This window comes from Stutzerimonas sp. (assembly GCF_982611455.1).
Map to the genome: position 1 here is coordinate 97,376 of NZ_CEXBBO010000012.1, position 24,759 is coordinate 122,134.

At 61.5% G+C, this 24,759-nt stretch carries 19 protein-coding genes and 1 riboswitch; of the genes, 12 read left to right on the forward strand and 7 right to left on the reverse strand.

What is annotated here, in order from left to right; translation table 11 throughout:
• Window positions 1-87: 87 nt before the first annotated feature.
• Complete coding sequence (locus tag AC2LD7_RS09785; protein WP_484597558.1) at window positions 88-1,539, reverse strand: TolC family outer membrane protein; 1,452 nt, start codon at window positions 1,537-1,539, stop codon at window positions 88-90.
• A 195-nt stretch (window positions 1,540-1,734) separates the two neighbouring features.
• Window positions 1,735-1,841, forward strand: a riboswitch (TPP riboswitch).
• A gap of 103 nt (window positions 1,842-1,944) precedes the next feature.
• On the opposite strand from AC2LD7_RS09785, the gene thiC reads away from it, so the two are divergent.
• Both thiC and cytX read left to right on the forward strand, forming a co-directional pair.
• On the forward strand, window positions 1,945-3,825 hold the full coding sequence (gene thiC / locus AC2LD7_RS09790) for a phosphomethylpyrimidine synthase ThiC (protein WP_484597559.1): 1,881 nt from the start codon (window positions 1,945-1,947) through the stop codon (window positions 3,823-3,825).
• 212 nt (window positions 3,826-4,037) lie between these two features.
• Window positions 4,038-5,339: a putative hydroxymethylpyrimidine transporter CytX gene (cytX, locus tag AC2LD7_RS09795; protein ID WP_484597560.1), complete on the forward strand. Its 1,302-nt coding sequence runs from the start codon at window positions 4,038-4,040 to the stop codon at window positions 5,337-5,339.
• Here cytX and AC2LD7_RS09800 read toward each other — a convergent pair.
• Window positions 5,305-6,030, reverse strand: a complete 726-nt coding sequence (locus tag AC2LD7_RS09800; RefSeq protein ID WP_484597561.1) for a DUF3298 domain-containing protein — start codon at window positions 6,028-6,030, stop codon at window positions 5,305-5,307. The two genes, cytX and AC2LD7_RS09800, sit on opposite strands and share 35 nt — an antisense overlap.
• Before the next feature lie 230 nt (window positions 6,031-6,260).
• Here AC2LD7_RS09800 and nudF point away from each other — a divergent pair, with 230 nt between their 5' ends.
• The 9 genes from nudF (at window position 6,261) to AC2LD7_RS09845 (ending at window position 15,630) form a co-directional block, all read left to right on the forward strand.
• The gene (nudF, locus tag AC2LD7_RS09805; RefSeq protein ID WP_484597562.1) at window positions 6,261-6,878 is read left to right on the forward strand and encodes an ADP-ribose diphosphatase; all 618 of its coding nucleotides are present in this window, start codon (window positions 6,261-6,263) and stop codon (window positions 6,876-6,878) included.
• Window positions 6,875-7,321, forward strand: coding sequence for a DUF1249 domain-containing protein (locus AC2LD7_RS09810; protein ID WP_484597563.1), 447 nt, complete (start codon window positions 6,875-6,877; stop codon window positions 7,319-7,321). Before nudF ends, AC2LD7_RS09810 begins: the two co-directional genes overlap by 4 nt.
• 161 nt (window positions 7,322-7,482) lie before the next feature.
• Complete coding sequence (gene cpdA / locus AC2LD7_RS09815; RefSeq protein WP_484597564.1) at window positions 7,483-8,298, forward strand: 3',5'-cyclic-AMP phosphodiesterase; 816 nt, start codon at window positions 7,483-7,485, stop codon at window positions 8,296-8,298.
• 138 nt (window positions 8,299-8,436) lie between these two features.
• Window positions 8,437-9,054 (forward strand): YqiA/YcfP family alpha/beta fold hydrolase, encoded by a 618-nt coding sequence (locus tag AC2LD7_RS09820; protein ID WP_484597565.1) that lies wholly within the window; start codon window positions 8,437-8,439, stop codon window positions 9,052-9,054.
• Window positions 9,055-9,073: 19 nt separating this feature from the next.
• On the forward strand, window positions 9,074-10,960 hold the full coding sequence (gene parE / locus AC2LD7_RS09825) for a DNA topoisomerase IV subunit B (RefSeq protein WP_484597566.1): 1,887 nt from the start codon (window positions 9,074-9,076) through the stop codon (window positions 10,958-10,960).
• The gene (locus AC2LD7_RS09830; RefSeq protein WP_484597567.1) at window positions 10,957-11,952 is read left to right on the forward strand and encodes an esterase-like activity of phytase family protein; all 996 of its coding nucleotides are present in this window, start codon (window positions 10,957-10,959) and stop codon (window positions 11,950-11,952) included. Before parE ends, AC2LD7_RS09830 begins: the two co-directional genes overlap by 4 nt.
• Window positions 11,949-12,476 carry a retropepsin-like aspartic protease family protein gene (locus AC2LD7_RS09835; RefSeq protein ID WP_484597568.1) on the forward strand — a complete coding sequence of 176 codons (528 nt, stop codon included), beginning with the start codon at window positions 11,949-11,951 and terminating at the stop codon, window positions 12,474-12,476. The genes AC2LD7_RS09830 and AC2LD7_RS09835 overlap by 4 nt, the downstream gene beginning before the upstream one ends.
• Window positions 12,473-14,731 carry a DNA topoisomerase IV subunit A gene (parC, locus tag AC2LD7_RS09840; protein WP_484597569.1) on the forward strand — a complete coding sequence of 753 codons (2,259 nt, stop codon included), beginning with the start codon at window positions 12,473-12,475 and terminating at the stop codon, window positions 14,729-14,731. The genes AC2LD7_RS09835 and parC overlap by 4 nt, the downstream gene beginning before the upstream one ends.
• Window positions 14,732-14,943: 212 nt before the next feature.
• Window positions 14,944-15,630 (forward strand): PqiC family protein, encoded by a 687-nt coding sequence (locus AC2LD7_RS09845; RefSeq protein ID WP_484597570.1) that lies wholly within the window; start codon window positions 14,944-14,946, stop codon window positions 15,628-15,630.
• 185 nt (window positions 15,631-15,815) lie between these two features.
• Here AC2LD7_RS09845 and AC2LD7_RS09850 read toward each other — a convergent pair whose 3' ends face one another.
• Window positions 15,816-17,348, reverse strand: a complete 1,533-nt coding sequence (locus AC2LD7_RS09850) for an AhpA/YtjB family protein (protein WP_484597571.1) — start codon at window positions 17,346-17,348, stop codon at window positions 15,816-15,818.
• Window positions 17,349-17,554: 206 nt separating this feature from the next.
• Here AC2LD7_RS09850 and serB point away from each other — a divergent pair, with 206 nt between their 5' ends.
• The gene (serB, locus tag AC2LD7_RS09855; RefSeq protein WP_484597572.1) at window positions 17,555-18,769 is read left to right on the forward strand and encodes a phosphoserine phosphatase SerB; all 1,215 of its coding nucleotides are present in this window, start codon (window positions 17,555-17,557) and stop codon (window positions 18,767-18,769) included.
• A 102-nt stretch (window positions 18,770-18,871) separates the two neighbouring features.
• Here serB and AC2LD7_RS09860 read toward each other — a convergent pair whose 3' ends face one another.
• The 4 genes from AC2LD7_RS09860 to AC2LD7_RS09875 form a co-directional block, all read right to left on the reverse strand.
• Window positions 18,872-20,938 carry a GGDEF/EAL domain-containing response regulator gene (locus AC2LD7_RS09860; RefSeq protein ID WP_484597573.1) on the reverse strand — a complete coding sequence of 689 codons (2,067 nt, stop codon included), beginning with the start codon at window positions 20,936-20,938 and terminating at the stop codon, window positions 18,872-18,874.
• A 60-nt stretch (window positions 20,939-20,998) separates the two neighbouring features.
• Window positions 20,999-22,834, reverse strand: a complete 1,836-nt coding sequence (locus AC2LD7_RS09865) for a molecular chaperone (protein WP_484597574.1) — start codon at window positions 22,832-22,834, stop codon at window positions 20,999-21,001.
• 159 nt (window positions 22,835-22,993) lie between these two features.
• Window positions 22,994-23,896 carry an archaetidylserine decarboxylase gene (asd, locus tag AC2LD7_RS09870; protein WP_484597575.1) on the reverse strand — a complete coding sequence of 301 codons (903 nt, stop codon included), beginning with the start codon at window positions 23,894-23,896 and terminating at the stop codon, window positions 22,994-22,996.
• 11 nt (window positions 23,897-23,907) lie between these two features.
• Window positions 23,908-24,723, reverse strand: coding sequence for a rhodanese-like domain-containing protein (locus AC2LD7_RS09875; RefSeq protein WP_484597576.1), 816 nt, complete (start codon window positions 24,721-24,723; stop codon window positions 23,908-23,910).
• Between the last annotated feature and the right edge of the window lie 36 nt (window positions 24,724-24,759).

Genomic DNA, 24,759 nt, shown 5'->3' on the forward strand with positions numbered 1-24,759 from the left:
ACGACGGAAACGCCTACGGCGATTCCATCCTAAGACGTGCTCCCTGGGAAATTTCATCGGCCCGTGCCGCCGGGTTTTGCCTTTTTCCTACTCGACGCGCACCGGGCGACCGAAATTTTCCGACAGGTCCGGTGGCAGGAAGTCGCTGTCCGGGTCGTAATCTGCCTTGAGATAACGTTGAAGATCTTCCAGGTCACCGGGGTTGAGCGTGCCGGCGGCCTGCTTCAGGCGCAGGTTGTCGAGAATGTAATCGTAGCGGGCGTTGTTGTAGTCGCGGACCGCAGCGAACAAGCGCCGCTGGGCGTCGAGCACATCGACGATATTGCGCGTCCCGACCTGATAACCGATGTCGGTGGCTTCCAGCGCGCTTTGGTTGGAGACGATCGATTGCCGGCGTGCCTGTACCTGCTCGACATCGGTATTGACCGCGCGGTGCAGGTTGCGGGTGGACTCGACTACCTGACGGCGCAGGCTTTCGCGTTGTTGCTCGGTCTGGGTCAGCTGATAGAAGGCCTCGCGGCTTTGAGAACTGGCCAGTCCGCCGCTGTAGATTGGAATGTTCAGTTGCAAACCGATGCTGCGCTGCTCGACGTCGCCGGTGTAACGGGGGATGCCGGGAATCGCTTCGCTGCCCGTATTGGTAAAGCCCAGGCTGTCGTTGTCGCCCTTGCTGTAGCGCGCCACCGCGTCGAGCGTCGGTGCGTGGCCCGAGCGGCGCTGACGCAGGGTTTCCTCGGCGGCGTTAACCGCCTGGTTGCTGGCCAGCAGATCGAGGTTCTGCTGGGTGGCCGTATTGACCCAGGCGCTGGCGTCGTTGGGGGCCGGCGGCAGCACTGGCAGGCTGTGCTCGATGCCTTCCAGTGCGAGGTATTCGCGGTTGGTCAGGGTGAACAGCGCCTGGAAGGCATCGTCTACCTGGCGTTGGGCAAGCAGGCGATTGGCGCGCGCGGTGTCGAATCCGGCCTGCGCTTCGAGCACGTCGGTGCGGTCCGACAGACCCACTTCGAAGCGCTCATCAGCCTGATCGAGCTGGCGCTGGAAGGCCGATTGCTCGGCCTTTGCGGCGGCGAGGTTGTCCTGCGCGCGCAGCACCGCGAAGTAGGCTTGCGCGGTCAGACGAATCAGATCCTGCTCGGCGATCGAGTATTCCAGCGCGGCCTGCTCGCTGATGGCTTCGGCCGCCTGTAGCTGGAACCAGCGGTCTGCACGAAAGATCGGCTGGCTCAGCGTCGCCTGATAGACGGTGCCGCTGCGCGACAGCGAGCGCGAGCCGGCGTTGGTGTCGACGTCTGTGCGGGTGTTGCTCAGCTCCGCACCGCCACTGAGGTTCGGCAGCAGGCCGGCACGCGCCTGGGGCACGACCTCCTGAATTGCTTTGAACTGAGCGCGAGCCGCGGCGAGGTCGGCATTGTTCTCGATCGCCTGCCGGTAGACGCTGACCAGATCGGTGCGGGCGGAAAGTGGGGGCGCTGTCTCGGCCCATGCCAGCCCCGACGAGGCGGCGGTCACGGCGAGTGCCAGAGTGAGTCTGCGCAGCATGTGCATCTTTCCCTGAAGCGAAATGATGGGCAAGGCTATGCGCCGCCATGCGGACGGTCAAGGTGCTTGGCGATGCCATCGGGAGCTTGCTGAGCGCGCCTCGAGTAACCCGGTCGATAGTACAGAATGTGACCCGGCGGTCGCATATCGCGCGGTCGGCGTGGCTTTCCCTCGCACTCTTGATTAGACTCGCTCCCGTTCTTGTCGGGGTGCCTTGAAGCGAAGGCTGAGATCGGAAAGTTCCGGATCCCGTTGAACCTGATCAGGTTAAGGCCTGCGTAGGGAACAAGATGTGCTCGCCAATCCCTCCGGCGAGCTCTCTCGGCGCCAGTTCCGGCGCGCCCGATGCCCTTCACCCGCCGTGTTTTTCAGGTTCGCTCCGACAACTATCGAGGAGCCAGTCTGATGCGTGCAGAACAACAAAATCTCAGTGAATCGGCCCAGGTCGATCAGCAATCGATCCAGCCTTTCCCGCGTTCGCAGAAAATCTATGTGCAGGGTTCGCGCCCTGATATTCGCGTGCCGATGCGTGAAATCAGTCTCAATGTCACGCCGACCGACTTCGGTGGCGAGATCAACGCGCCGGTGCTGGTCTATGACACCTCCGGCCCCTACACCGATCCGACCGTGACCATCGATGTGCGCAAGGGGCTTGGCGACGTGCGCTCGGCCTGGATCGACGACCGTGGCGACACCGAGCAGCTCGACGGGCTGACCTCACACTTCGGCCAACAGCGCCTGGCCGATGCCGAGCTGACCAAGATGCGCTTCGCCCACGTGCGCAACCCGCGCCGCGCCAAGCCGGGCAAGAACGTCAGCCAGATGCATTACGCGCGTCAGGGCATCATCACGCCCGAGATGGAATACATTGCCATCCGCGAGAACATGAAGCTGCAGGAGCATCGCGCTGCCGGCCTGCTGGATCAGCAGCACGGCGGCCAGAGCTTTGGCGCCTCAATCCCGAAAGAAATCACGCCTGAATTCGTGCGCGACGAAGTTGCCCGCGGTCGCGCGATCATCCCCGCCAACATCAACCACACCGAGCTGGAGCCGATGATCATCGGCCGCAACTTCCTGGTGAAGATCAACGGCAACATCGGCAACTCGGCGCTGGGATCAAGCATCGAGGAAGAAGTCGCCAAGCTGACCTGGGGCATCCGCTGGGGCTCGGACACGGTGATGGATCTTTCCACCGGCAAGCACATCCACGAAACCCGCGAGTGGATCATTCGCAACTCGCCGGTGCCGATCGGCACCGTGCCGATCTACCAGGCACTGGAGAAGGTCAATGGCGTGGCCGAAGACCTGACCTGGGAGTTGTTCCGCGACACCCTGATCGAGCAGGCCGAGCAGGGCGTGGATTACTTCACCATCCACGCCGGCGTCCTGCTGCGTTACGTGCCGCTGACGGCCAAGCGCGTCACTGGCATCGTCTCGCGCGGCGGCTCGATCATGGCCAAGTGGTGCCTGGCGCATCACCAGGAGAATTTCCTCTACACCCACTTCGAGGAAATCTGCGAAATCATGAAGGCCTACGACGTCAGCTTCTCGCTGGGCGATGGCCTGCGTCCGGGCTCGATTGCCGACGCCAACGACGCTGCCCAGTTCGGCGAGCTGGAAACCCTCGGCGAGCTGACCAAGATCGCCTGGAAGCACGACGTGCAGTGCATGATCGAAGGCCCCGGTCACGTGCCGATGCAACTGATCAAGGAGAACATGGACAAGCAGCTGGAGTGCTGCGACGAGGCGCCGTTCTACACCCTCGGCCCGCTGACCACCGACATCGCCCCTGGCTACGATCACATCACCAGCGGCATCGGCGCGGCGATGATCGGCTGGTTCGGTTGCGCCATGCTCTGCTACGTCACGCCGAAGGAACACCTGGGGCTGCCGAACAAGGATGACGTCAAGACCGGGATCATCACTTACAAGATCGCGGCGCATGCCGCCGACCTCGCCAAGGGCCACCCCGGCGCGCAGATCCGCGACAACGCCCTGAGCAAGGCGCGCTTCGAATTTCGCTGGGAAGATCAGTTCAATCTCGGGCTGGACCCGGACACCGCGCGCAGCTACCACGACGAGACGCTGCCCAAAGACTCGGCCAAGGTCGCGCATTTCTGCTCCATGTGCGGACCGAAGTTCTGTTCGATGAAAATCACCCAGGAGGTCCGCGAGTACGCTGCGCAAAACGGCCTGACCGATGAGCAGAAGGCGATCGAAGCCGGCTTCGCCGAGCAGTCCTCGCGCTTCAAGGACGAAGGCTCGGTGATCTACAAGCAGGTCTAACGTAAAGAGCGCTGAAGGCTGGAGGCCGGACGAACAAGCCGGCTCTAGCCTGCGGTGCGCCGCAACATGCTTGTTATAGGAGCGAGCTTGCTCGCGATCTATGCCGCAATTGAGCATCGCGAGCACGGTCGCTCCTTCACGACAACGATTTATCGCTTACCTGGCTAAATCTGCCCGCCAGATTTCCAACGATCCTTTTGAGAAATACCATCGTGAATACCCCTGGCCGTTATTCGCCCCATCAAAGCGTCGCCCTCGGACACCGCGTGTTCGGCGGCCGTGACATGTTTTCTTTGTGGTTTTCCCTGGGCATCGGCCTGATGGTGCTACAGCTCGGTGCCTTGCTGGCGCCAGGGCTGGGCATGAGTGGTGCGCTGCTGGCAATCGCCTGCGGAACCGCCGTCGGCGTGTTGCTACTGGGGGCGGTCGCAGTGATCGGTACCGACACGGGCCTGTCATCGATGGCTGCGCTGAAGCTCACCCTAGGCAGTCACGGTGCTGCGCTGCCAGCGCTGCTGAACCTCGTCCAGCTGATCGGATGGGGCGCATTCGAGATCATCGTCATGCGCGATGCGGCCAGCCTGCTGGCGACTCGCGCATTCGGTGAGGGCAATCTGCTGAACAGTCCTGCGCTGTGGACGTTGTTTTTCGGCAGCCTCGCCACGCTGCTGGCGGTCACCGGTCCGCTGACCTTCGTGCGCCGCATATTGCGCAAATGGGGCATCTGGTTGCTGCTGGGCGCCTGTGTCTGGCTGACCTGGAATCTCTTCGACAAGGCGGACCTGGCGGCGCTCTGGGCTCGCAAGGGTGATGGCTCGTTGCCGTTCGCGCTGGGCTTCGATATCGCCATCGCCATGCCGCTGTCCTGGTTACCGCTGATCGCCGATTACTCGCGATTCGGTCGGGCCGCCGTGCGTGTTTTCGGTGGAACCGCTCTGGGGTTCTTTGCCGGCAACTTCTGGCTGATGAGTTTGGGTGTGGCGTACACCCTGGCATTCGCCGAGGGGGGTGAAGTCAACGCCTTGCTATTGGCGCTGGCGGGCGCAGGGCTGGGTATCCCGCTGCTGCTGATCCTGCTCGACGAGTCGGAAAACGCCTTCGCCGACATCCATTCGGCTGCGGTGTCGGTGGGCATCCTGCTGCCGCTCAAGGTCGAGCGGCTGGCGTTGGCCACCGGCGCCGTCTGCACATTGATCGCCTGGTTCGCGCCGCTCGTCGAGTATCAGAACTTCCTGCTGTTGATCGGCTCGGTATTCGCGCCGTTGTTCGGTGTCGTGCTGGTCGATCATTTCATTCTTCGGCGCCGAGGCCGCTTGGCCGCTCCGGCTGCCGGCTTGCGCTGGGAGACCTTGTTGGCCTGGGGCTGCGGAGCGGCTACTTATCATGTGCTCGCCAGCGCCTGGCCGGAAGTCGGTGCCAGCCTGCCGGCACTGTTTCTGTCCGGCGGGCTGCTGCTGGTGCTGAGCCGTTTCGGTGGTGTTACGGCAGGTACTGCGGCTTCAGAATCTCGCTGAGTTCGGCGTAGGAGATTTCCAGCTCCGGATGGCCGCTCGAATATGGCGCGAGGCTGTATACGTCGTATTTGAGCAGTACCTTGTCGCGTAGCAGAGCGACATTGGAGGTTTGCAGGAATGGCCATTGCTGGCTGAACGCGGCGTCGTGCTGGTTCGCCACCAACCAGCGCTGATGCGCTTTCGAGGCGATACGCCAGAAGGCGCCTTCCTTACCTGGCAGGAGCACATCAGCGAGTTTCAGCTCGCGATCCTGTTCGCGGTCGTAGTTGATGAAGCCGCGGCCCGGCATGCCGTGGGCGCCACCGGTATACAGATAGCTCGACAACTCGACCACCAACAGCGATCCATGTTGGTCGCGTAGTTTGGCCTGCAAATAACTGCTCCAGCCGCTCTCCGCGCCATCAAGAAAGTCTTGCTGGTAGCTTTCCAGCGTTGTTGGAATCTGAGCGTCTGGGCTATTGACCGTCATCATGCGCAGCCGCTCATCGATTAGTGCGTTCAGCGCCGGCTCATCGGCAAACAGTTGGGTATCGATGTTCACAAGTGGGCAGTTATCGTCCTGTTTCGGACAGCCGGCGGGGCGTTGCTCACTGAGGATCTGCCGAACCTCGACAGGCGGCTCGCCGAAGTGTTGGCATGCGCCGAGTAGCAGGCTGAACGCCGTCATTACGAAGACTTTGCGAAAAGGCATCAATGGTTCTATGGCTCTTGTGGTAATTGCGGTGCGAATTCGAGTGCGCGCAGGTTGTGAAGTTCGTAAACGAGTCGCTGGGTAATTTTTCCCTGTGCGAGTGGTCTGCAAAGGGCTGCGCCTGGAGAAACGGCGCGCTAGGATGACGTAAGAGAGACCGCTCACGCCGTGACGGTTGCAGCTTTTTCCGGCGCTAGGCAAGCGCGGAACAAACCGATAGTGAGTTACTCATGATTGATACCTTCAAACCCGGCTCGGATGATGTCGAGATCATCGAACGAGAGCAATGCTTCAGTGGCTTCTATCGCCTAGACAGGCTGCAGCTGCGTCATCGACTATTCAGCGGCGGCATGGGTCGGCAGTTGGAACGTGAGCTGTTCGTCCGCCACGATGCGGTCTGCGTACTGCCTTACGATCCTCGGCGTGATGAGGTCGTGCTGATCGAGCAGTTCCGGGTAGGCGCACTGGGTAAGGTCGATAACCCTTGGTTGATCGAATTGGTCGCCGGTCTGATCGATAAAGACGAGCAGCCCGAAGAAGTCGCGCGTCGCGAGTCCGTCGAGGAGGCAGGCTTGGAGGTCGCCGAACTGTGGCCGGTGACCACGTATTTCCCCTCACCTGGCGGCAGCACTGAACGAGTGCATCTCTACGTGGGACGTTGCGACAGCTCGGGCGCAGGCGGCGTGTTCGGCCTGGATGAGGAGGGTGAGGATATCCGCGTGCATGTGTGGTCGTTGCAACAAGCTTTGCAAGCCGTGCGCGACGGCGGCATCGACAATGCCGCGAGCATTATCGCGCTGCAATGGCTGGCCTTGAACCGCGACGAAATCAGGGGGGCATGGGCATGAGGCGCACGCGTGAACGATACCGTGTCGATCTGCTGGAACTGCAGGCGGCCTGCGAGGCAAATTATCTGCGGTTGATGCGCCTGTTGCCCGACATGCGCAACCAACCGGATACGCGTCGTATTGCCATGAGCCAGGGGGATCGGTTGCTTGGCGTACTGGTGCTGAAAGTAATGGAGAGCTGCCCGTACACCACGACCGTGCAGATCAGTCAGCAGGATTGCCTGCCTTGGCTACCGGTGCCGCAGATGGACGTGCGGGTCTATCACGATGCGCGTATGGCTGAAGTCATCAGTGCAGAGAATGCACGGCGGTTCCGCGGCATTTACAGCTATCCCAACGCGCAGATGCACCAGCCCAACGAGAAGAACCAGCTCAATTTGTTCCTCGGCGAATGGCTCGGCCATTGCCTGGCTTGCGGTCATGAACTGGAGCCTGTGCTGTAGACACAGTGATCAGCGTCAAGCCAGAAGCTCCAAGAACACGCCTGGCTAATACAGCTTTCAGTTCGCCGTGTGTTCTGTGATGCAGGCCCGCATCGCGCGGTTTACCCCCGCAGCCGCCAGCCACCATAATTCCTCTGCGATTTCGCCAAAGGAGACGGGTCTTGGCTGCTGCGCCCCTCACTGCTGAAAAAGACTCGGTACTGCTCGTGCAGTTGACCGACAGCCATCTGTTCGCCGAGGCGGGCGGTAAGTTGTTGGGCATGGATACGGCCGAGAGCTTGCAGCGGGTGGTCGATCTGGCCCTCGGTGAACATCCTCGCATCGACCTGATGCTGGCTACCGGAGATCTTTCTCAGGACGGCTCGCTCGCCTCCTATGAACGTTTCCGCCAGCTGTCCGAACGAATCGAGGCGCCCGTGCGCTGGTGTCCCGGTAACCATGATGAACGCGCGACAATGCAGCGTGCCGCCCGTGACAGCGAGTTGATGGCGCCGGTGCTCGATATCGGTGCCTGGCGTGTCGTGATGCTCGATACCCTAGTGCCCGGAGCAGTCTTCGGTATGCTCTGCACCGAGCAGTTGGAGCTGCTGGAAAGCGCCTTACAGCAATCGCCTGAGCGACCTCACCTGATCTGCCTGCATCATCATCCGGTTACCATCGGTAGCCGCTGGATGGACACTATCGGATTGCACAACCGTGAGGCTTTGTTCGAAGTCCTCGACCGATTCAGCTGCGTCAAGGCGCTGCTCTGGGGGCACATTCATCAGGAGTTCGATGGGTGGCGTGGCGGTGTTCGATTGTTGGCCGCTCCGTCTACGGGGGTGCAATTCACGCCTGGCAGTGAAGACTTTCAGGTTGATACGCTCGCGCCGGGCTACCGCTGGCTGCGGCTGTACGCTGATGGCAAACTCGAAACCGGCGTTTCACGAGTCGTCGGGATGGACTTCGAAGTGGACTACGGCATCAAGGGGTATTGAATCAGCTGCATGCTACAAGCCATAAGCGGCAAATAAAGCAGATGAAGCGGAGGGGCAGTCAGGAATACCTGATGCAGCTTGCAGCTTGCAGCTTGCGCCTAGTAGCCTTTCCCATCTTTTGCCAGCTCAGCGAACCCGATGATCAGCGACCAACCCGCCATTCTCTATATGCATGGCCTCAACAGCTCTCCGCTATCGCAGAAGGCCAATCAGTTGACCGCAGCGCTGAAGCGCATGGGTATGAGTGCACGGCTGCGAGTGCCGGCGTTGCCTCATCATCCGCGTCAGGCCATCGCTCAACTCGATTCGGCGATCACAGAGTTGGGGCGTCCCGTGCTGGTCGGTAGCTCTCTCGGCGGATACTATGCAACGCACCTCGCCGAGCGTCATGGGCTCAAGGCCCTGCTCATCAATCCGGCAGTGACGCCGCATCGGCGCTTCGATGGCTACCTCGGACCGCAGACCAATTTGTATACCGGTGAGGTCTGGGACCTGACCGAAGACCACGTCGTTGCCCTGTCCGAACTGGAAGTACCCCCGCCGCAGGATGCCGAGCGCTATCAGGTATGGCTGCAAACTGGCGACGAAACGCTGGACTACCGCCACGCTGCTGGCTTCTACCAGGGGTGTGCCGTGCGCATCCAGGCCGGCGGCGATCATGGCTTCCAGGGTTTTGCCGCGCGACTTCCAGCATTGCTGGCTTTTGCCGGCTTCGACCCGGCAGTCTTTGCAGAACTCGATTTCTCCGATTTATAAAGGACATCACGAGACGCACATGTCTTACACCGCAGAAGCCATTGAAGTCCTTTCCGGCCTGGATCCGGTGCGCAAGCGTCCGGGCATGTACACCGACACCTCGCGGCCCAACCACCTGGCTCAGGAAGTCATCGACAACAGCGTCGACGAGGCGTTGGCCGGCCACGCCAGTTCAGTGCAGGTAATCCTGCACCAGGACAGTTCGCTGCAGGTGATCGACGACGGCCGTGGCATGCCGGTGGACATCCATCCGGACGAGGGCGTATCGGGCGTCGAGCTGATCCTCACCAAGCTGCACGCGGGCGGAAAGTTTTCCAACAAGAACTACCAGTTCTCCGGCGGTCTGCATGGGGTTGGCATTTCGGTTGTGAACGCCCTGTCGACTCGGGTCGAGGTGACGGTCAAGCGTGATGGCAGTGAATATCGCATGGCCTTCAGCGATGGATTCAAGGCCAGCGAGCTGGACATTATCGGCACTGTCGGCAAGCGCAACACGGGCACCAGCGTGCATTTCTGGGCCGATCCGAAATACTTCGATTCGCCGAAGTTCTCCATCAGCCGCCTCAAACATGTGCTTAAAGCCAAGGCGGTGCTCTGTCCGGGGCTTAACGTCAGCTTCGAAGACAAGAGCACTGGCGAAAAGGTCGAGTGGCATTACGAGGACGGTCTGCGTTCCTACTTGGTGGATGCCGTCAGTGAGTTTGCCCGTCTGCCCGACGAACCCTTCTGCGGCAGCCTGGCCGGTAACAAGGAGGCCATCGACTGGGCCTTGCTGTGGCTGCCCGAAGGCGGCGACAGCGTGCAGGAAAGCTACGTCAATCTGATTCCCACCGCGCAGGGCGGCACCCACGTCAATGGCCTGCGTCAGGGGCTGTTGGACGCCATGCGCGAGTTCTGCGAGTTCCGCACGCTGCTGCCGCGTGGCGTCAAGCTGGCACCTGAGGACGTCTGGGAACGGATTGCCTTCGTGCTTTCGGCGAAGATGCAGGAACCGCAATTCTCCGGCCAGACCAAAGAGCGTCTCTCCTCCCGCGAGGCGGCAGCATTCGTTTCCGGCGTGGTCAAGGATGCCTTCAGCCTTTGGCTCAACGCGCATCCCGAATTGGGCCTGCAACTGGCTGAGCTGGCGATCAGCAACGCCGGCCGGCGGCTCAAGGCGAGTAAAAAGATCGAGCGCAAGCGAATCACTCAGGGTCCGGCGCTGCCCGGCAAACTGGCCGACTGTGCCGGGCAGGACCCGGCGCGCTCCGAGCTGTTCCTGGTCGAGGGTGACTCCGCAGGTGGCTCTGCCAAGCAGGCGCGCGACAAGGAATTCCAGGCCATATTGCCGTTGCGCGGCAAAATCCTGAACACCTGGGAGGTGGATGGGGGCGAGGTGCTGGCCAGCCAGGAGGTGCACAACATTGCCGTGGCGGTGGGGCTCGATCCGGGTTCGGATGATCTATCGCAGCTGCGCTACGGCAAGATTTGCATCCTCGCCGACGCCGACTCCGACGGCCTGCACATTGCCACGCTGCTTTGCGCGCTGTTCGTTCAGCATTTTCGGCCACTGGTGGATGCCGGGCACGTTTATGTCGCGATGCCGCCGCTGTACCGCATCGACCTGGGCAAGGACATTTTCTACGCCTTGGACGAAGCCGAGCGCGACGGCATTCTCGAGCGCCTGCTGGCCGAAAAGCGCCGCGGCAAGCCCCAGGTAACACGATTCAAGGGCCTCGGTGAAATGAATCCGCCGCAGCTGCGCGAAACCACTATGGACCCGAACACGCGCCGGCTGGTGCAGCTGACCCTCGGTGACTTCGACGGCACCCATGAAATGATGGATATGCTGCTGGCCAAGAAGCGCGCGGGTGATCGCAAGAGCTGGCTCGAGTCCAAGGGCAATCTCGCCGAGGTACTGATTTGAATCGTCGTTGGATCGCATTGCTGTTTGCCCTGGCGACGCCGGCGTGGGGCGCCGAGAGGGCGCCCGAACTGGCGCCCGAGCTGACACTGATCAGCGAGCACCCTGTCGAAGGGATAGCCCAAGGTAACCTGTCCGGGCTGGCCTGGTGTGGTGACGCGCTCTGGGCCGTCTCGGACCGAGAGGACAACCAACTGTATCGCCTCGAGGCCAGCGAAACCGTCTGGCAGGCCGAGGGCGAAAGCTTCGATTTACCGCCAGCGCCTGATACCGGTTTGTCATGGGGCATGCGTGTGCGCACTGCCATCAGCGGCATGGTGCGCGGCGGCAAGATGGATTTCGAAGGGCTCAGCTGCGACAACTTGGGCAATCGCTATCTGGCCAGCGAGGCGCATGCCGCAGTACTCCAGGTCAGTCCGGCCGGCACCGCCGCATGGCTCAATCTGCCGAGTGCTTTGGTTCGCCAGGCACGCGCGAGCGGCATGCTGCTGGAGTTCAACGCCATGTTCGAAGGCGTTGCGGTTGACCCCGAGGCCGGTCGCCTCTGGCTCGCCGCCGAGCGTGACCGGCGTGGCTTGTTGGTCATGCATCGCAATCAGAGCAGTTGGCAATGCACTGGCGGCTGCGTATTGCTTGCCGAAGGTGGTCGCGAACTACCGCCGCTGGCGCTGGGTGAGCAAGCATTGCCGCGGGCCTTTTCCGGGGTGGCGTTTCACCAGGGCAAGCTGTTCACGCTGGAGCCCGCCGCGCATAAGGTCTGTCGGCGCGATCCGTCCAGTGGCGACAGGGGACTGTGCTGGTCCTACGCCGCTACGGCATTGGCTGATTCGCGTCGCTACGACACGCCGTTCGGCAACGCCGAGGCGCTCTGGGTTGATGCCGAGGGCGCCTGGATTGGTGTCGATAACAATCGACACCCCCGTGCCGACGGCGAGCAGCGGCCGATCGTCTGGCGCTTCGCCGCACCCGAGGGCGGCTGGGGTGCCGCGCAGTGACTCAGCCTGCCGGTCGTCGTGCCGGTCGCGTCATGCTGGTATTGGCCTGGGGCGCGGGATTGCTGCTGGCAACGCGATTTTTCGCTGACTGGGAGCAAAGCCGCGTCAATCCCAATCGCGAACCTGTATCGATGGTGCAGGGGGACCAGATCGAGGTGCGCCTGGAAGGCAACGTGCAAGGACATTTCGTTGCCGATGGTTTGATTAACGGCGAGCCGGTAACCTTTTTGTTAGATACCGGTGCCACCGATGTGGCAATACCGGCTGAGCAGGCGGAACGCCTCGAACTTGCCCGGGGCGCTCCCGTGATGTTACAGACCGCCAACGGCCAGACCACCGGCTATCGCACCGTTCTCGATAGCCTTGCCCTCGGCGACATCGTTCTGCGTGACGTCCGTGCCATCGTCGCGCCCGGCTTTGGTGGCGAACAGATTCTGCTCGGCATGAGCGCCCTGAAACAACTCGAATTCACCCAGCGCGCCGGCACCCTGGTGCTGCGCCAACACGCCACGGATCGACCATGAGCGAAATTCTTGACCTGAGCCTGGACGGCGTGGAGCGACGCTCTCTCGCCGACTTCACCGAGCAGGCCTATCTCAACTACTCCATGTACGTGATCATGGATCGTGCGCTACCGCATATCGGCGATGGTCTTAAACCCGTTCAGCGGCGCATCGTCTATGCCATGAGCGAACTTGGACTGAGCGCCGATTCGAAGCACAAGAAGTCGGCACGTACCGTCGGTGACGTGCTCGGCAAGTTTCACCCGCATGGCGATTCGGCCTGCTACGAAGCCATGGTGCTGATGGCTCAGCCGTTCAGCTACCGCTATACGCTGGTCGACGGTCAGGGTAACTGGGGCGCGCCGGACGATCCGAAGTCCTTTGCCGCCATGCGTTACACCGAGGCACGCTTGTCGCGCTATTCCGAGGTGTTGCTGTCCGAGCTCGGCCAGGGCACCGTCGACTGGGTGCCCAACTTCGACGGCACCCTCGACGAACCTGCGACGCTGCCGGCGCGCCTGCCCAATCTGCTGCTCAACGGCACCACCGGCATCGCCGTGGGCATGGCAACCGATGTGCCACCGCACAACCTTCGTGAAGTCGCTGCTGCGTGCGTGCGTCTGTTGGACGAACCCAGCAGTACGGTCGAGCAGCTTTGTGAACATGTGCAGGGCCCGGACTACCCGACCGAGGCGGAGATTGTCACGCCACGTGCCGATCTGCTGAAGATTTATGAGACCGGACGCGGCTCGGTGCGCATGCGCGCGGTATACCGCGTCGAGGATGGCGATGTTGTCGTCACCGCGCTGCCACATCAGGTGTCCGGCTCCAAGGTGCTGGAGCAAATTGCGACGCAGATGCAGGCGAAAAAGTTGCCGATGGTGGCCGACCTGCGTGACGAATCGGATCACGAGAACCCGTGTCGGATCGTCATCATCCCGCGTTCCAACCGGGTCGATGCCGACGAGCTGATGCAGCATCTGTTCGCCACTACCGAGCTGGAATCCAGTTACCGGGTCAATACTAATGTCATCGGTCTCGACGGCCGACCCCAGGTGAAAAATCTGCGGGTGCTGCTCAGCGAATGGCTCACCTACCGCATCGGCACCGTGCGCCGACGGCTGCAGTTCCGCCTGGACAAGGTCGAAAAGCGCCTGCACCTGTTGGAAGGCCTGTTAGTGGCCTTCCTCAACCTCGACGAGGTGATTCATATCATCCGTACCGAGGACCAGCCCAAGCCGGTGTTGATGGCACGTTTCGAGCTGTCCGAGTTGCAGGCCGACTACATTCTTGACACCCGCCTGCGCCAACTGGCGCGGCTGGAGGAAATGAAGATCCGTGGCGAGCAGGACGAACTGGCAAAAGAGCGTGAGAAATTGCTGGCGCTGCTCGGTAGCGAGGCCAAGCTGAAGAAGTTGGTGCGCAAGGAATTGATTGCCGACGCCGAAACCTATGGCGACGACCGGCGCTCGCCGATCGTCGCGCGGGCCGAAGCCCGGGCGCTCTCGGAAAACGAGTTACTGCCTTCCGAGCCGGTCACGGTGGTGATCTCCGAGAAGGGCTGGGCACGCTGCGCCAAAGGGCACGATATCGATGCCACCGGATTGTCCTACAAGGCTGGCGATGGTTTCCGGGCCGCGGCGGCAGGTCGCTCCAATCAGTATGCAGTCTTTATCGATTCCACCGGGCGCAGCTATTCGCTGGCGGCGCATTCGCTGCCCTCGGCCAGAGGGCAGGGTGAGCCGCTTACGGGGCGCTTGACCCCACCGCCTGGTGCCAGCTTCGAGTGCGTGCTGCTTCCGGATGACGAAGCGTTGTATGTGATCGCTTCCGATGCCGGTTACGGCTTCGTGGTCAAGGGCGAGGATCTTCAGGCCAAAAACAAGGCGGGCAAGGCGCTGCTGTCGTTGCCGGCAGGCGCGCGCGTGGTTCCGCCGCGGCCGTTGAAGAATCGTGATCAGGATTGGCTGGCCGCGGTCACCACCGAGGGGCGCCTGCTGGTATTTCCGATCCGCGACCTGCCGCAGTTGGGCAAGGGCAAAGGCAACAAGATCATCGGTATCCCCGGCGATCGCGTGGCTACCCGGGAGGAATATTTGACGGACCTCGCCGTGCTGCCTGAGGGGGCGACGCTGATGCTGCAAGCCGGAAAGCGTACTCTGTCGCTCAAGCCTGACGACCTCGAACACTACAAGGGCGAGCGCGGACGCCGTGGCAACAAGCTGCCGCGCGGCTTCCAACGTGTGGATGCGCTGCTGGCCGAGTTTGCGAACTGAGATGGTGGCGCTAGAGGCTGGCTTCCGACGACGGTTTCACGGAAGATAGCGGCCTTCAATTTCATCCCGATTCGCCGATGCAGCTCGACCACCAGCTGCATCGGCAGTCGAAGATAATCGGCACGGCGACCGATGGTGACCGCTGACAGCGGGGCGGGCGAACCCCGCTGGCGATAACCTCACCTGGGTCCGGTGCAAAGGTAGAGACCAACGTGCTGCGCTTCACGACTGTTTTACTGCTGACCTGTGCCGGCCTCGCTGGCTGTGTCACCCAACCGGTGCCCATGTATCGCCTCGACAACGGAACTGTCGAGATGCCCGCCCAAGCGGATGGTGCGGCGATATTGCTGGGGCCGGTACTGCTGGCCGACTATCTGCAGCGTGATGTGCTGCTGCAGCGTTTGCCCGATGGCAGCCTGGCGGTTGATGGACAGCAGGCGCGCTGGGCCGGCAGTCTGCAGGGCGATATCAGCCAGTTGTTGCTGCGCCAATTGGCTTCGCGTTTAAAGACTCAGAGCCTCGAACTGAGCCCGGGCAGCAAGGGCTTTACTCCCGAGGTGCAGGTCGAACTCGAAATCACCCGATTGGATTCCGGGCCACAGCACCCCGCTGTGCTGGAGGCTCAATGGCGCCTGCTGGACAATCAGGGTAAGCGTCAGGCCAGCCGCCTGGTGCGGTTGCAGGAAGAGCATCAGGGCAGCACGACCGACCAGGTGCGTGCACAGAGCGTTCTGCTGCAGCGTCTGAGCGAGATGATGGCGACGGCCATCGAGCCGATGGTGGTCGCCAAGATACCCGCCAAGCGCAACACCTCCAAGGGGCGGGGCAAGTCTGAAGCCCTCCCGGCAATTCCCGCGGCGGAGCCGATCAGGACCGATCTGGAAGTCTTCCGCTTCTAGCTGGTCGTTGAAAAAGATAGGCGAGGCAGCCGAGAGAAGCTGGAACGACCATAACGCAGACCCTTTCAAGGGTCTGTCAGGTAGTTCCGGTAGATAAATCCCCAGTTTGCGTCATCGGTCCACGGCCAGTGCTCATGCTGGCGGCCGGATTCAACCGTTCCTACTTACGCATCATGAAGGTTTGCTCAGCTACGGCTGCGCAGCTCATGCATGCGCGCCAACTGGCGCTCGAGCAGTGACGGGTAGGGTTCGAGCAGGCGTTCGACGCAGCAGGCACCCTCCGGGCTGGCAATCGGTCGGATGCGTGCACGTTGTCGGATCAGGTTGTCTTCGCCAATACTGCGCTCGACCAGCAACAGATTGCGGCTGTGCTGGGACATGGCCAGCGCTGCTTGTGCTGGCTCGCTGAGTAGCAGGTCGCCCTGGCTCAGATCGTAGAGTCCTTCGCCCTGGGTCAGGCCGAGCTGCAACTGCAGGGTAATACCGCTGTCAGCCACCTCGATCTGCAATGCATGCCCGAGAGCACGCATCAGCTCGCCGCAGCACAGGCCGTGGGTCAGGTAGTTCTGCTCGTCGTCCTGGCTGTGGAACAGCATCAGACTGCTGCCATCGTTGAGTGTATGAAGCTCGGCCTGATACAGCGTCGCGGCTTGCTGCAGGCAGTCGGTGTAGCGCTGCAGCAGCTCGGTAAGGCGAGCGCGGGGCAGTCGACGTAACTGCTCCTGGGCCCCCAGCTGTATCGCCAGTACACCACTTTTTCCGCTCACGACAGGGACAGGTAACACCGGGGCGGAGGTCGCTGGACGTGGCTGTGGCTTTGGCTCCTCGAATGGCGGGTCGAAGTCATCCGCGGCCGCCAGCGTGTCGGGGCGATAGCTGTCCCAGTCGTCTTCGTCTACGGCGTCATCGCTGAGATCAGTGGCGGGGCGGTCGTTGACGGCATTGAGGGCAGCGGCAGGAACATCGAAGTGCGCCGAGTAGATGTCCTGCATGCTTTCGTCGAGTTCGATCTCCGGCTCGGGCTCTTCTGGCACCAGGCGAGCCTGCAATTGCCGCGCGAGATCGCCAATTTCGTCTTGCCGTCCTGCACCGGGGGCTGGATCGTCCGGGTCACGCAGCCACAGGCGCAGCTGCATCAGCGGCAGCGACAGCTGACGGCCCAGGCGCATGCTGAGCGTCAGGGTAAGCGCCAGCAGGATCAGGCTCAGCAGCCCCATGCTCTGCAAGCTAATGGTCATCGGTTGCTGGAACTGCTGCATGTCGAGGTTGATACGCAGGTGGCCGGCAATCACGTCCTGGAAGCTGATGGGGGTAGAGTAGAGGCCTTCCTCGTCGCCTAGCAGGCTGCGCTGCGGGCGAGCGCCAGACTCCGCCAGTACGCGGTTGTCGACGCTATAGATCGCTGCGTGAGCCACCAGCGGGTTCTTTACCAGATTGCTCAGTAAAACGTTGAGGCTGAGGATATCGTTGGCCACCAACAGATCGGTCGCCGAGGCGGCTGTCTGGGTGATCAGGCTCTGGCCGAGGGCATCGGCTTGCTGTTCCATGGCGTGCTTGAACTGCATACCCATGACCCAGGCATAGATGATCAGCGCCAGGGCGACCAGCAGCAGTGTATGACTGGCCACTCGCAGCACCAGCGGAATACGTCGCTGGCGCAGTGCGCGGTAGATCAGCAGGAAGAAGTTGTCGGGCTTGACGGATGCGGGCCGGTTCACAGAGCGCGGCTCTACTCTTAGGGAAGTGCCGCGCAGTATACGGAAAGCGCACTGGGGGCTGAAGGTCTCACGGTCAAAGCTGACGAATTGCAGAAATATGCACCGGAACGACCACGTGGTGCCGATGATCTGCCGCATGCAGCGGCGTCCAGCTGCCGGGCCGGCTGTTGTAGAATGCCTGCCTTCTTTGCCATGGGAGCTACGCCTTGCGCGAAATCGTCCTGATCAACATTACCGGGGAAGATCGCCCCGGGCTGACCGCGGCCATCACCGGCGTGCTCGCCCAGGGTGGCGTGAATATCCTGGATATCGGTCAGGCGGTGATTCATGACACGCTGTCGTTCGGCATTCTGGTTGAAATCCCTGATACCGAGCGCGCTTCCTCGGTGCTCAAGGACGTGCTCTTCATGGGCTACAAGCACGACCAGCAGGTGCGCTTCACGCCCGTTGCTGAGGAGGACTACCAGCAGTGGGTCGCGGGACAGGGTAAACCTCGGCATATCGTCACTCTGCTGACACGAAAGGTCACCGCCGAACAGTTGCAACGGGTCAGCTCGATCACTGCCAAATATGGCCTCAATATCGATCACATCGACCGTCTTTCAGGGCGCCAGCCGCTGGATATGCCTGCAGATCTGGGCAAGGGCTGCATTGAGTTCTCGGTGCGAGGTGAGCCCGCCGACACCGCGGCATTGCGCGCCGAGTTCCTCAGCGTGGCACAGGAGCTCAATGTCGACATCGCATTCCAGCGCGACTCAGTGTTCCGTCGCAATCGCCGGCTCGCGGTATTCGATATGGATTCGACGTTGATCGAGGCGGAGGTCATCGACGAGCTGGCGAAGGCGGCCGGGGTCGGCGATCAGGTGTCGGAGATCACCGAGCGCGCCATGCGCGGCGAGCTGGATTTCCGTGCCAGCTTCAAGGAGCGTCTGGCGTTGCTCGAAGGCTTGGAAGAGCGTGCGTTGGCTGAAGTCGGCGCCAGTCTGCGGCTTACCGAGGGCGCCGAGTTGCTGTTCGCCGAGTTGAAGCGGCTGGGTTACAAGACCGCGATCCTGTCGGGTGGCTTCACCTATTTCGCCCGCCAGCTGCAAGCCAGGCTCGGTATCGATTACGTATATGCCAACGAGCTGGAAATCGTTGACGGCAAACTCACCGGTGTCGCGCAGGAACCCATCGTCGATGCCCAGCGCAAGGCCGATCTGCTTCGCGAGCTGGCAGAGCGGGAAGGCTTGCGCTTGGAGCAGACGATTGCCGTTGGCGACGGCGCGAACGATCTTCCGATGCTCGGGTTGGCCGGGTTGGGCGTGGCTTTTCGGGCCAAACCGCTGGTCAAACAGTCGGCCAAGCAGGCGATTTCCACCCTGGGGCTGGATGGGATTTTGTATCTGCTCGGCTTCCGGGATCGGGAAGGGGTGGAATAGAGCCGACAAGCCCGCGCTGGCGGGCTTAAGGTCGGATGAATACCTGTACCGAGTCGCGTTAGGCTACTTCGTCCAGCCTCCAGCGCTTTTAGCGGCTTCCTGCTATTCGTCGTCCGAGGAGAAGTTGTAATCCATCGACTGGCTCGGGCCCTGCAGATACTGCCCCTGAATGTAACCGACACCGGCCTGCCATAGTGTGGCGAGGACCGTGGCGCTGTCGACGAAAGGCACGATGGTCTGCTTGGCCTGTCCGTGAAGGTCTGACAGGAGCTGCTTGAGCGCTTCCTGGTTTTCCTGACGGCTCAGATCCTGAGTATAGGAGCCGTCGATTTTCACGAAATCGGCGCTGAGATGCTTGAGCGTATTGAACGGGTTCAGCACGCAGCCGAACTGGCTCAGGGCGCTGCGGCAGCCTAGTCCGGCCAATCCCTGGGTGAGCGCCTTTGCCTGCTTGAGATACGCGACGGCGTCGTTCTCATCGAACTGGAACACCAGCGAATCAGGCGGCAATCGCGACGCCTTGAGCGCAACTCCGAGCCACGGCAGCAATGAAGGGTCTTGCAGGCTGGCGCTCGAAAGATGTACGAACAATCGGGTGCTGTGGCCCTTGTTGCGATGCTCGGCGAGCAGCTTGATGGAATTGAGCAGTACCCAGCGATCGATCTTGGTGGCGAGCCCAGCTTCTTTTGCTGTGCCGAGAAACTCACCAGGCGGAACTTCGACGCCTTGCGGGTCGAGCAGGCGCAGCAGCACCTCGTAATGCTCGTGACTGTCGCCGCGCAGGCTGATGATCGGTTGGAATAACAGACGGAAGCTGTTCTTTTCCAGCGCCTGCTGCAGCATCGCGAGGACGTTGCCTCGGCTGGCAGCGGCGGCCAGTTCATCAGCCGGGTTGTAGGTGCGCAGTGCGTTGCCGTCGACAAGCTCTTCGGCGCAGCGGTGGGCACGGTCGATCACGTCTCGCGCCTTCGCTGTCTGCTCGTCGAGCGCTGCGGCGCCGATGCTCAGGCTGGTCTGTACGGTGCGGCCGCCGATGTCGAACAGATGCCCCTCGACCTTGCGCAACAACTCGGTCAACGGCTGCTCGAATTGCTGTGGCGTAATCTCCGGCATCAACACGGCAAAGGCGTCATCACCGAAGCGTGCCAGCTGGGCTTGGTCCTGAAATTGTCCACGCAGCAGCTGGGCTAGTTCAGCCAAAAGGCGGTCCGAATCGCCCAGGCCAATATCGGCCTGCAGGCTGGCAAAGCGGTCGACGCGAATGTAGGCGAGGCTGGCGCCTTGCCCGGCGTTCACTGCGCGTTCGACAGCACTGTCGAGCAATTCGAGGAAATAGTTGCGGTTGTGTAACCCCGTCACCAGGTCCTGGTTGCTGATTTCGCGCAGTTTTTCCAGCTCGGCATTGTCGCTTTCTGCGCGAATGACCACCTGAATGCAGGGCTCGCCATCATAGCTGGCCGGGGAGAAGTGCATGCGCGCCTTGAAATTGCCGCCATCGGCGCGGACGCCGCCACAGATCAGTTCGGCGCTGCCTTGCAGGGTTTGATAGTTCTTCAGAAAACCCTTGAATTCGCCCTGGTCACAGGATGCGATCAAATCGATCATTGGCATCCCTTCCAACTCGTCGACATCCTCGTAGCCGAACAGCTCAAGGTAGGCGCGGTTGGCGTAGATGTGCATGCCGTCGTGGACGTAGGCAATGGCGTCTACCGAGCTGTCGAGCAGTAATTGGCAGCGCTTCTCGGCCTCGCGCAGTGCCACCTCGGCAGAGCGGCGCGCACGGCGCTCTTCAAGATTCGCCAGCTCCCGGTTTGCGATCAGAATCAGCCATTCGTCCTCGCCCTGCGGTAGCGCGCCCTGCGCTCCCAATGCGAGGGCTTCGGTGATGGCGTCGGCATCATTGCCGTCGATCAGTTGGATGACTGGAATATCCTTGGCTTGCTTGCGAATGGCACCTATGGCCTCGCCAGGGTCGAGGTTCTCGCTGGTCGGTGCGTTGATTAGCAAATCCCAGGTCTGCTGGAGCGCATCGGCCAGATCCTCGCTGGAGGTGAGTCGATGCACGCGCGTCGCCTGCCCTGCATTACGAAACAGGCTGACCAGTCGCTCAGCTTCATTCTGCGAGTCTTCGAGTAGCAGCAGGCGGATAGTTTTCTTTTGCGGGGCCATGGCAGCAGCTTTAGAACGCGCCGTAAGGGGCGTGGAGGCTAAAAAACGGAGAGCCGCAATCTACAGCGACTTCCAGAGCGAGTCAAAATCTTCAACCCCTGATGCCGCCTGGGTTCCCCGTGCTGTGATCGGGGTCTCCTGAGAGGCAGCAGCGAGCCCGACCAGCTGATATTCAAACTGGTTGTAGCTGCTGGAACCTGTCTGGCGGCGGCAGAGTAACGCGCGATGTTCTTCTCCATTCTGGTTGATCTGTACCTTCTGCCCTTCCTGAAACGGCAGACTCGGAACGATGAGCGCCGCCGGACGTGAAATCACGCTGATCTCCGGCAGTAGCAGGGCGCGCAAATATTCGCTGCCTTGATCGGCCTTGCGTAACAGGCGTAAACCGCACGGTTGCGCATAGGGTGCGATGAGCTCCACTCCGATCTGCGGACCACCGCCGCGCACCTGTCGAATCCAGCGTACCACCGCGATGCTCCAGTTCTGGCTGGTACCATCCTGCAGGCCGAGCAGTTCGCCCGCCTGAAGTTGCGCTGGAACCTCGCCCGACCAGGAGAGGCAGAATCCGCCAGGGCTGTGGTTGACCAGTTGCACCTCGAACGTTGGGAAGGGATTGTCGGCGGGCGGTGGCGCTGACACTTCCTCTTTCTCTTTCTCTTTCTCTTTCTCTGAGTTTGCGTTGACGGGACGGACGAATTCGATATCGTCGCGCGGCAGGAGCGCGTCTTCATTGACCACCTGAGCGTCGAATGCAATTGCCCAGATGTCGGGTTCGGCGTTGTTCAGTTTGAAGACAGCGGATCGAGCGGCTTCCGGTCGTTTCAACAGCTCGCCGAACAGACGTTGCCCAGCGAGGTAGTAATGCAGCGCGCTCATGCCAATGCAGATATTCATTTGGCCCTGCGCGGGGGTGCGCTGAAAGCTGCGTTCGGAGATGTCGCCCCAGGCGGCGCTTACGTGTTGCATCAGGTCGAGGCTCAGCCCCTCGGATACCGCGAGTGTCGACTCTCGGGGTGCATCTGGCGGGGAATCCAGGTGCGTCCGGAGCGCAGTGACCAATGCATGCGGATCGATACCGAGCAGGTTTGGCAGCTCCTTGGCCGCAAACATCGATCGATAACGCGGCGGGCCGTCGATCCGGGGCGACACGCCGAACAGGCTGGACGAACTCTGTGCCGACTGCAGGCGAACCAGCGCACTCCAGGGTTCGAGCGCCTGCGCCAGTTGGGCGATGTTCTGCTGGCGCATCTGGTTGCAGCGGGCGCTGCCGATCATCAGTGCGACGATATAGCTCTGTTCCGCGCTGAAGCCGTTGATTTGATAGGCCAGGTCGTCACGCACCAGTGTGCGGTGCACGCCATGCTCGGCGGCGATGGCGTAGAGCTGATGGAGTTCAAGCCATAGGCCATTGGGTGTCGGGCTGTACAGCTGCGTCGAACGAACCAGCATCGCGCAAAGGCTGCGGATCGCTCGCTGCAACGAGATGGTGAGTAGCTGCAGGCGTTCACGACCGTCCTGCGGAGCCAGTTCGACGGAGATCAGTTTGTAGCCGATGGCCAAGTGGTTCTGCAACGCTTGGCATAGGCTGGCCACTTTGCGCGGACGCTCGCTGAGAACGATCGGCTGGTTGACGAAGTAACGTTCCAGTTCTCTGCAGACGAAGTGGATTTCCGGTCGCAGCAATTCGAGCAATTGCAGACGATTCTGAGCGGTCGTGCGCAGCTGGTTGAGTTCCAGTACGGCCTGGTACAACAGTCGCGCGGTTTCGCCGAGGTTTGCCTTAGGCAGCCCGGCAAGCCAGCGTTTGAGGCCACGTACGCTGGCCTCGCAAAAAGACAACCCCTGGCAATCCGGCGTCGGTACGCGCAACAGCAGTGGTTGACTGTGGTTTTCCAAGCTACGAACTCCGCGACATAATCCCTGGCGCTCCGCCTACGACTACGACAGTGCGTCCACGCACTCGTCGCCCTGATGATGGCATTTTGCAATCGGGGCGACGATATCATAACGGACACGGAGGGCTTGGCTAGCGGCAACCGACCATTGGTTCAGGTGCTATGGCTGTGCCAGGCCAGGATCCGGTGCGACAACGGGCTGGATCGGCTTGGCCTGACCGAGCCCCTCGCCCATGCACACCGGCGTTAATGGGGACAGTTGTTCGGCCCAGCTCACCTGATCCGGCCCGAACAGCACGATTACCGTGGAGCCCAGTTTGAAACGACCCATCTCGGCGCCCTTTTCCAAATGGATGGGCGCTCGGCTGGCTTCGTCGTAGCGCAGCGTTTTGAGGGTGCGTTTGGGGGGCGTCACCAGTCCGGCCCACACGGTTTCGATACTGGCGACGATCATCGCACCGACCAGCACCATCGCCATCGGTCCTCGCTCGGTATCGAACAGGCAGACCACGCGCTCGTTGCGGGCGAACAGCTCTGGCACGCCTTCAGCGGTGACGGTATTCACCGAGAAGATGCGGCCCGGCACATAGACCATCTCGCGCAGGGTTCCGGCCAACGGCATATGCACCCGGTGATAATCCTTGGGCGACAGGTATACGGTGGCAAAATCGCCACCCATGAAAGGCGCAGCGCGCTCATGGTCGCCACCGAGCAACTCCATCACGCTGTAGCTGTGGCCCTTGGCTTGAAAGATCCGACCTTGCTCGATCCGGCCGAGCTGGCTGATTGCGCCATCGCAGGGATTGAGGATCGCGCCGGGCGTCGGGTCCAGCGGTCGTGCGCCGTCTTTCAGCGCGCGGGTGAAGAATGCGTTGAAGTGCTCATAGGCGGTCGGGCCTTCGACCTGCGCTTCATGCATGTCTACCTGAAAATGCCGAACGAACCACTTGATGAAGGTGTTCTTCACCCAAGGCAGGCGGCATTCGGCGAGGCAGCCGGCGAGACGCGAGATCAGGTGGTGCGGAAGCAGGTACTGGCTGAATACGAACAAGCGATCTTTCATGGATGACCTTTTCATTGCTGGATCGGAGTGTCGGGCAGGTTGCCCCATTCGCCCCAGGAGCCGGGGTATCCCTTGATTCGCGGATAGCCCAGGGCTTTGGCCAGCAGGTAGGTAAAGCCGGAGCGGTGATGCGTCTGGCAGTGAGTGATGATTTCTTTGTCAGGACTGATGCCGAGCGCCTGCAGCCGTTCGGCGATGTCTTCTCGGATGCGCATGGCGCGCGCCGGGTCCATCGCCGCAGTCCATTCGAAATTAATTGCGCCGGGGATATGTCCGTTCCGTGCTGCGAGTGCCTTTTCGCCGCGATATTCTTCGGGTGATCGGGCGTCCCATACAACTAGATCAGCCGAGCCGAGCCGGCTCTCGATGTATTCCCGGGTCGCGCTGGGAGTTTCGTCGAGTTTTAGCGTTACCGGCCCGCCAGCTGCGGTTGGGATGTCTTGCGAGAGTGGTCGTTGCTCGGCCAGCCAGGCGTGTAGGCCGCCATTCAGATAGTGGTAGCGATGATGGCCGATTACATCTAGCAACCAGATGAAACGTCCGGCCCAGCCACCGCCCTCATCGTCGTAAACCACATAGACTGCGTCGGATCGATGCCCGAGCGCACCGAAAAGCGCTTCCAGCTGGGTCTTGCCAGGCAGCAGTCCCGGTGCCGGCGGCTGGCCGAGCTGGGTTAGCTTGGGATCGACGAATCGCGCGCCAGGCAGATGACCATCGGCATAGCGGGTCGCGCTGGTCAGGTCGACCAGGATCAGTTCGGGGGCGTTCAGGCGCTCGGCCAGATCGATCGGTTCGATTACCAGGGGCAGGGTTGAAAAGGCAGACACGGCAGGCCTCGGTCGGACTGAAAGGACGAAGTCTAG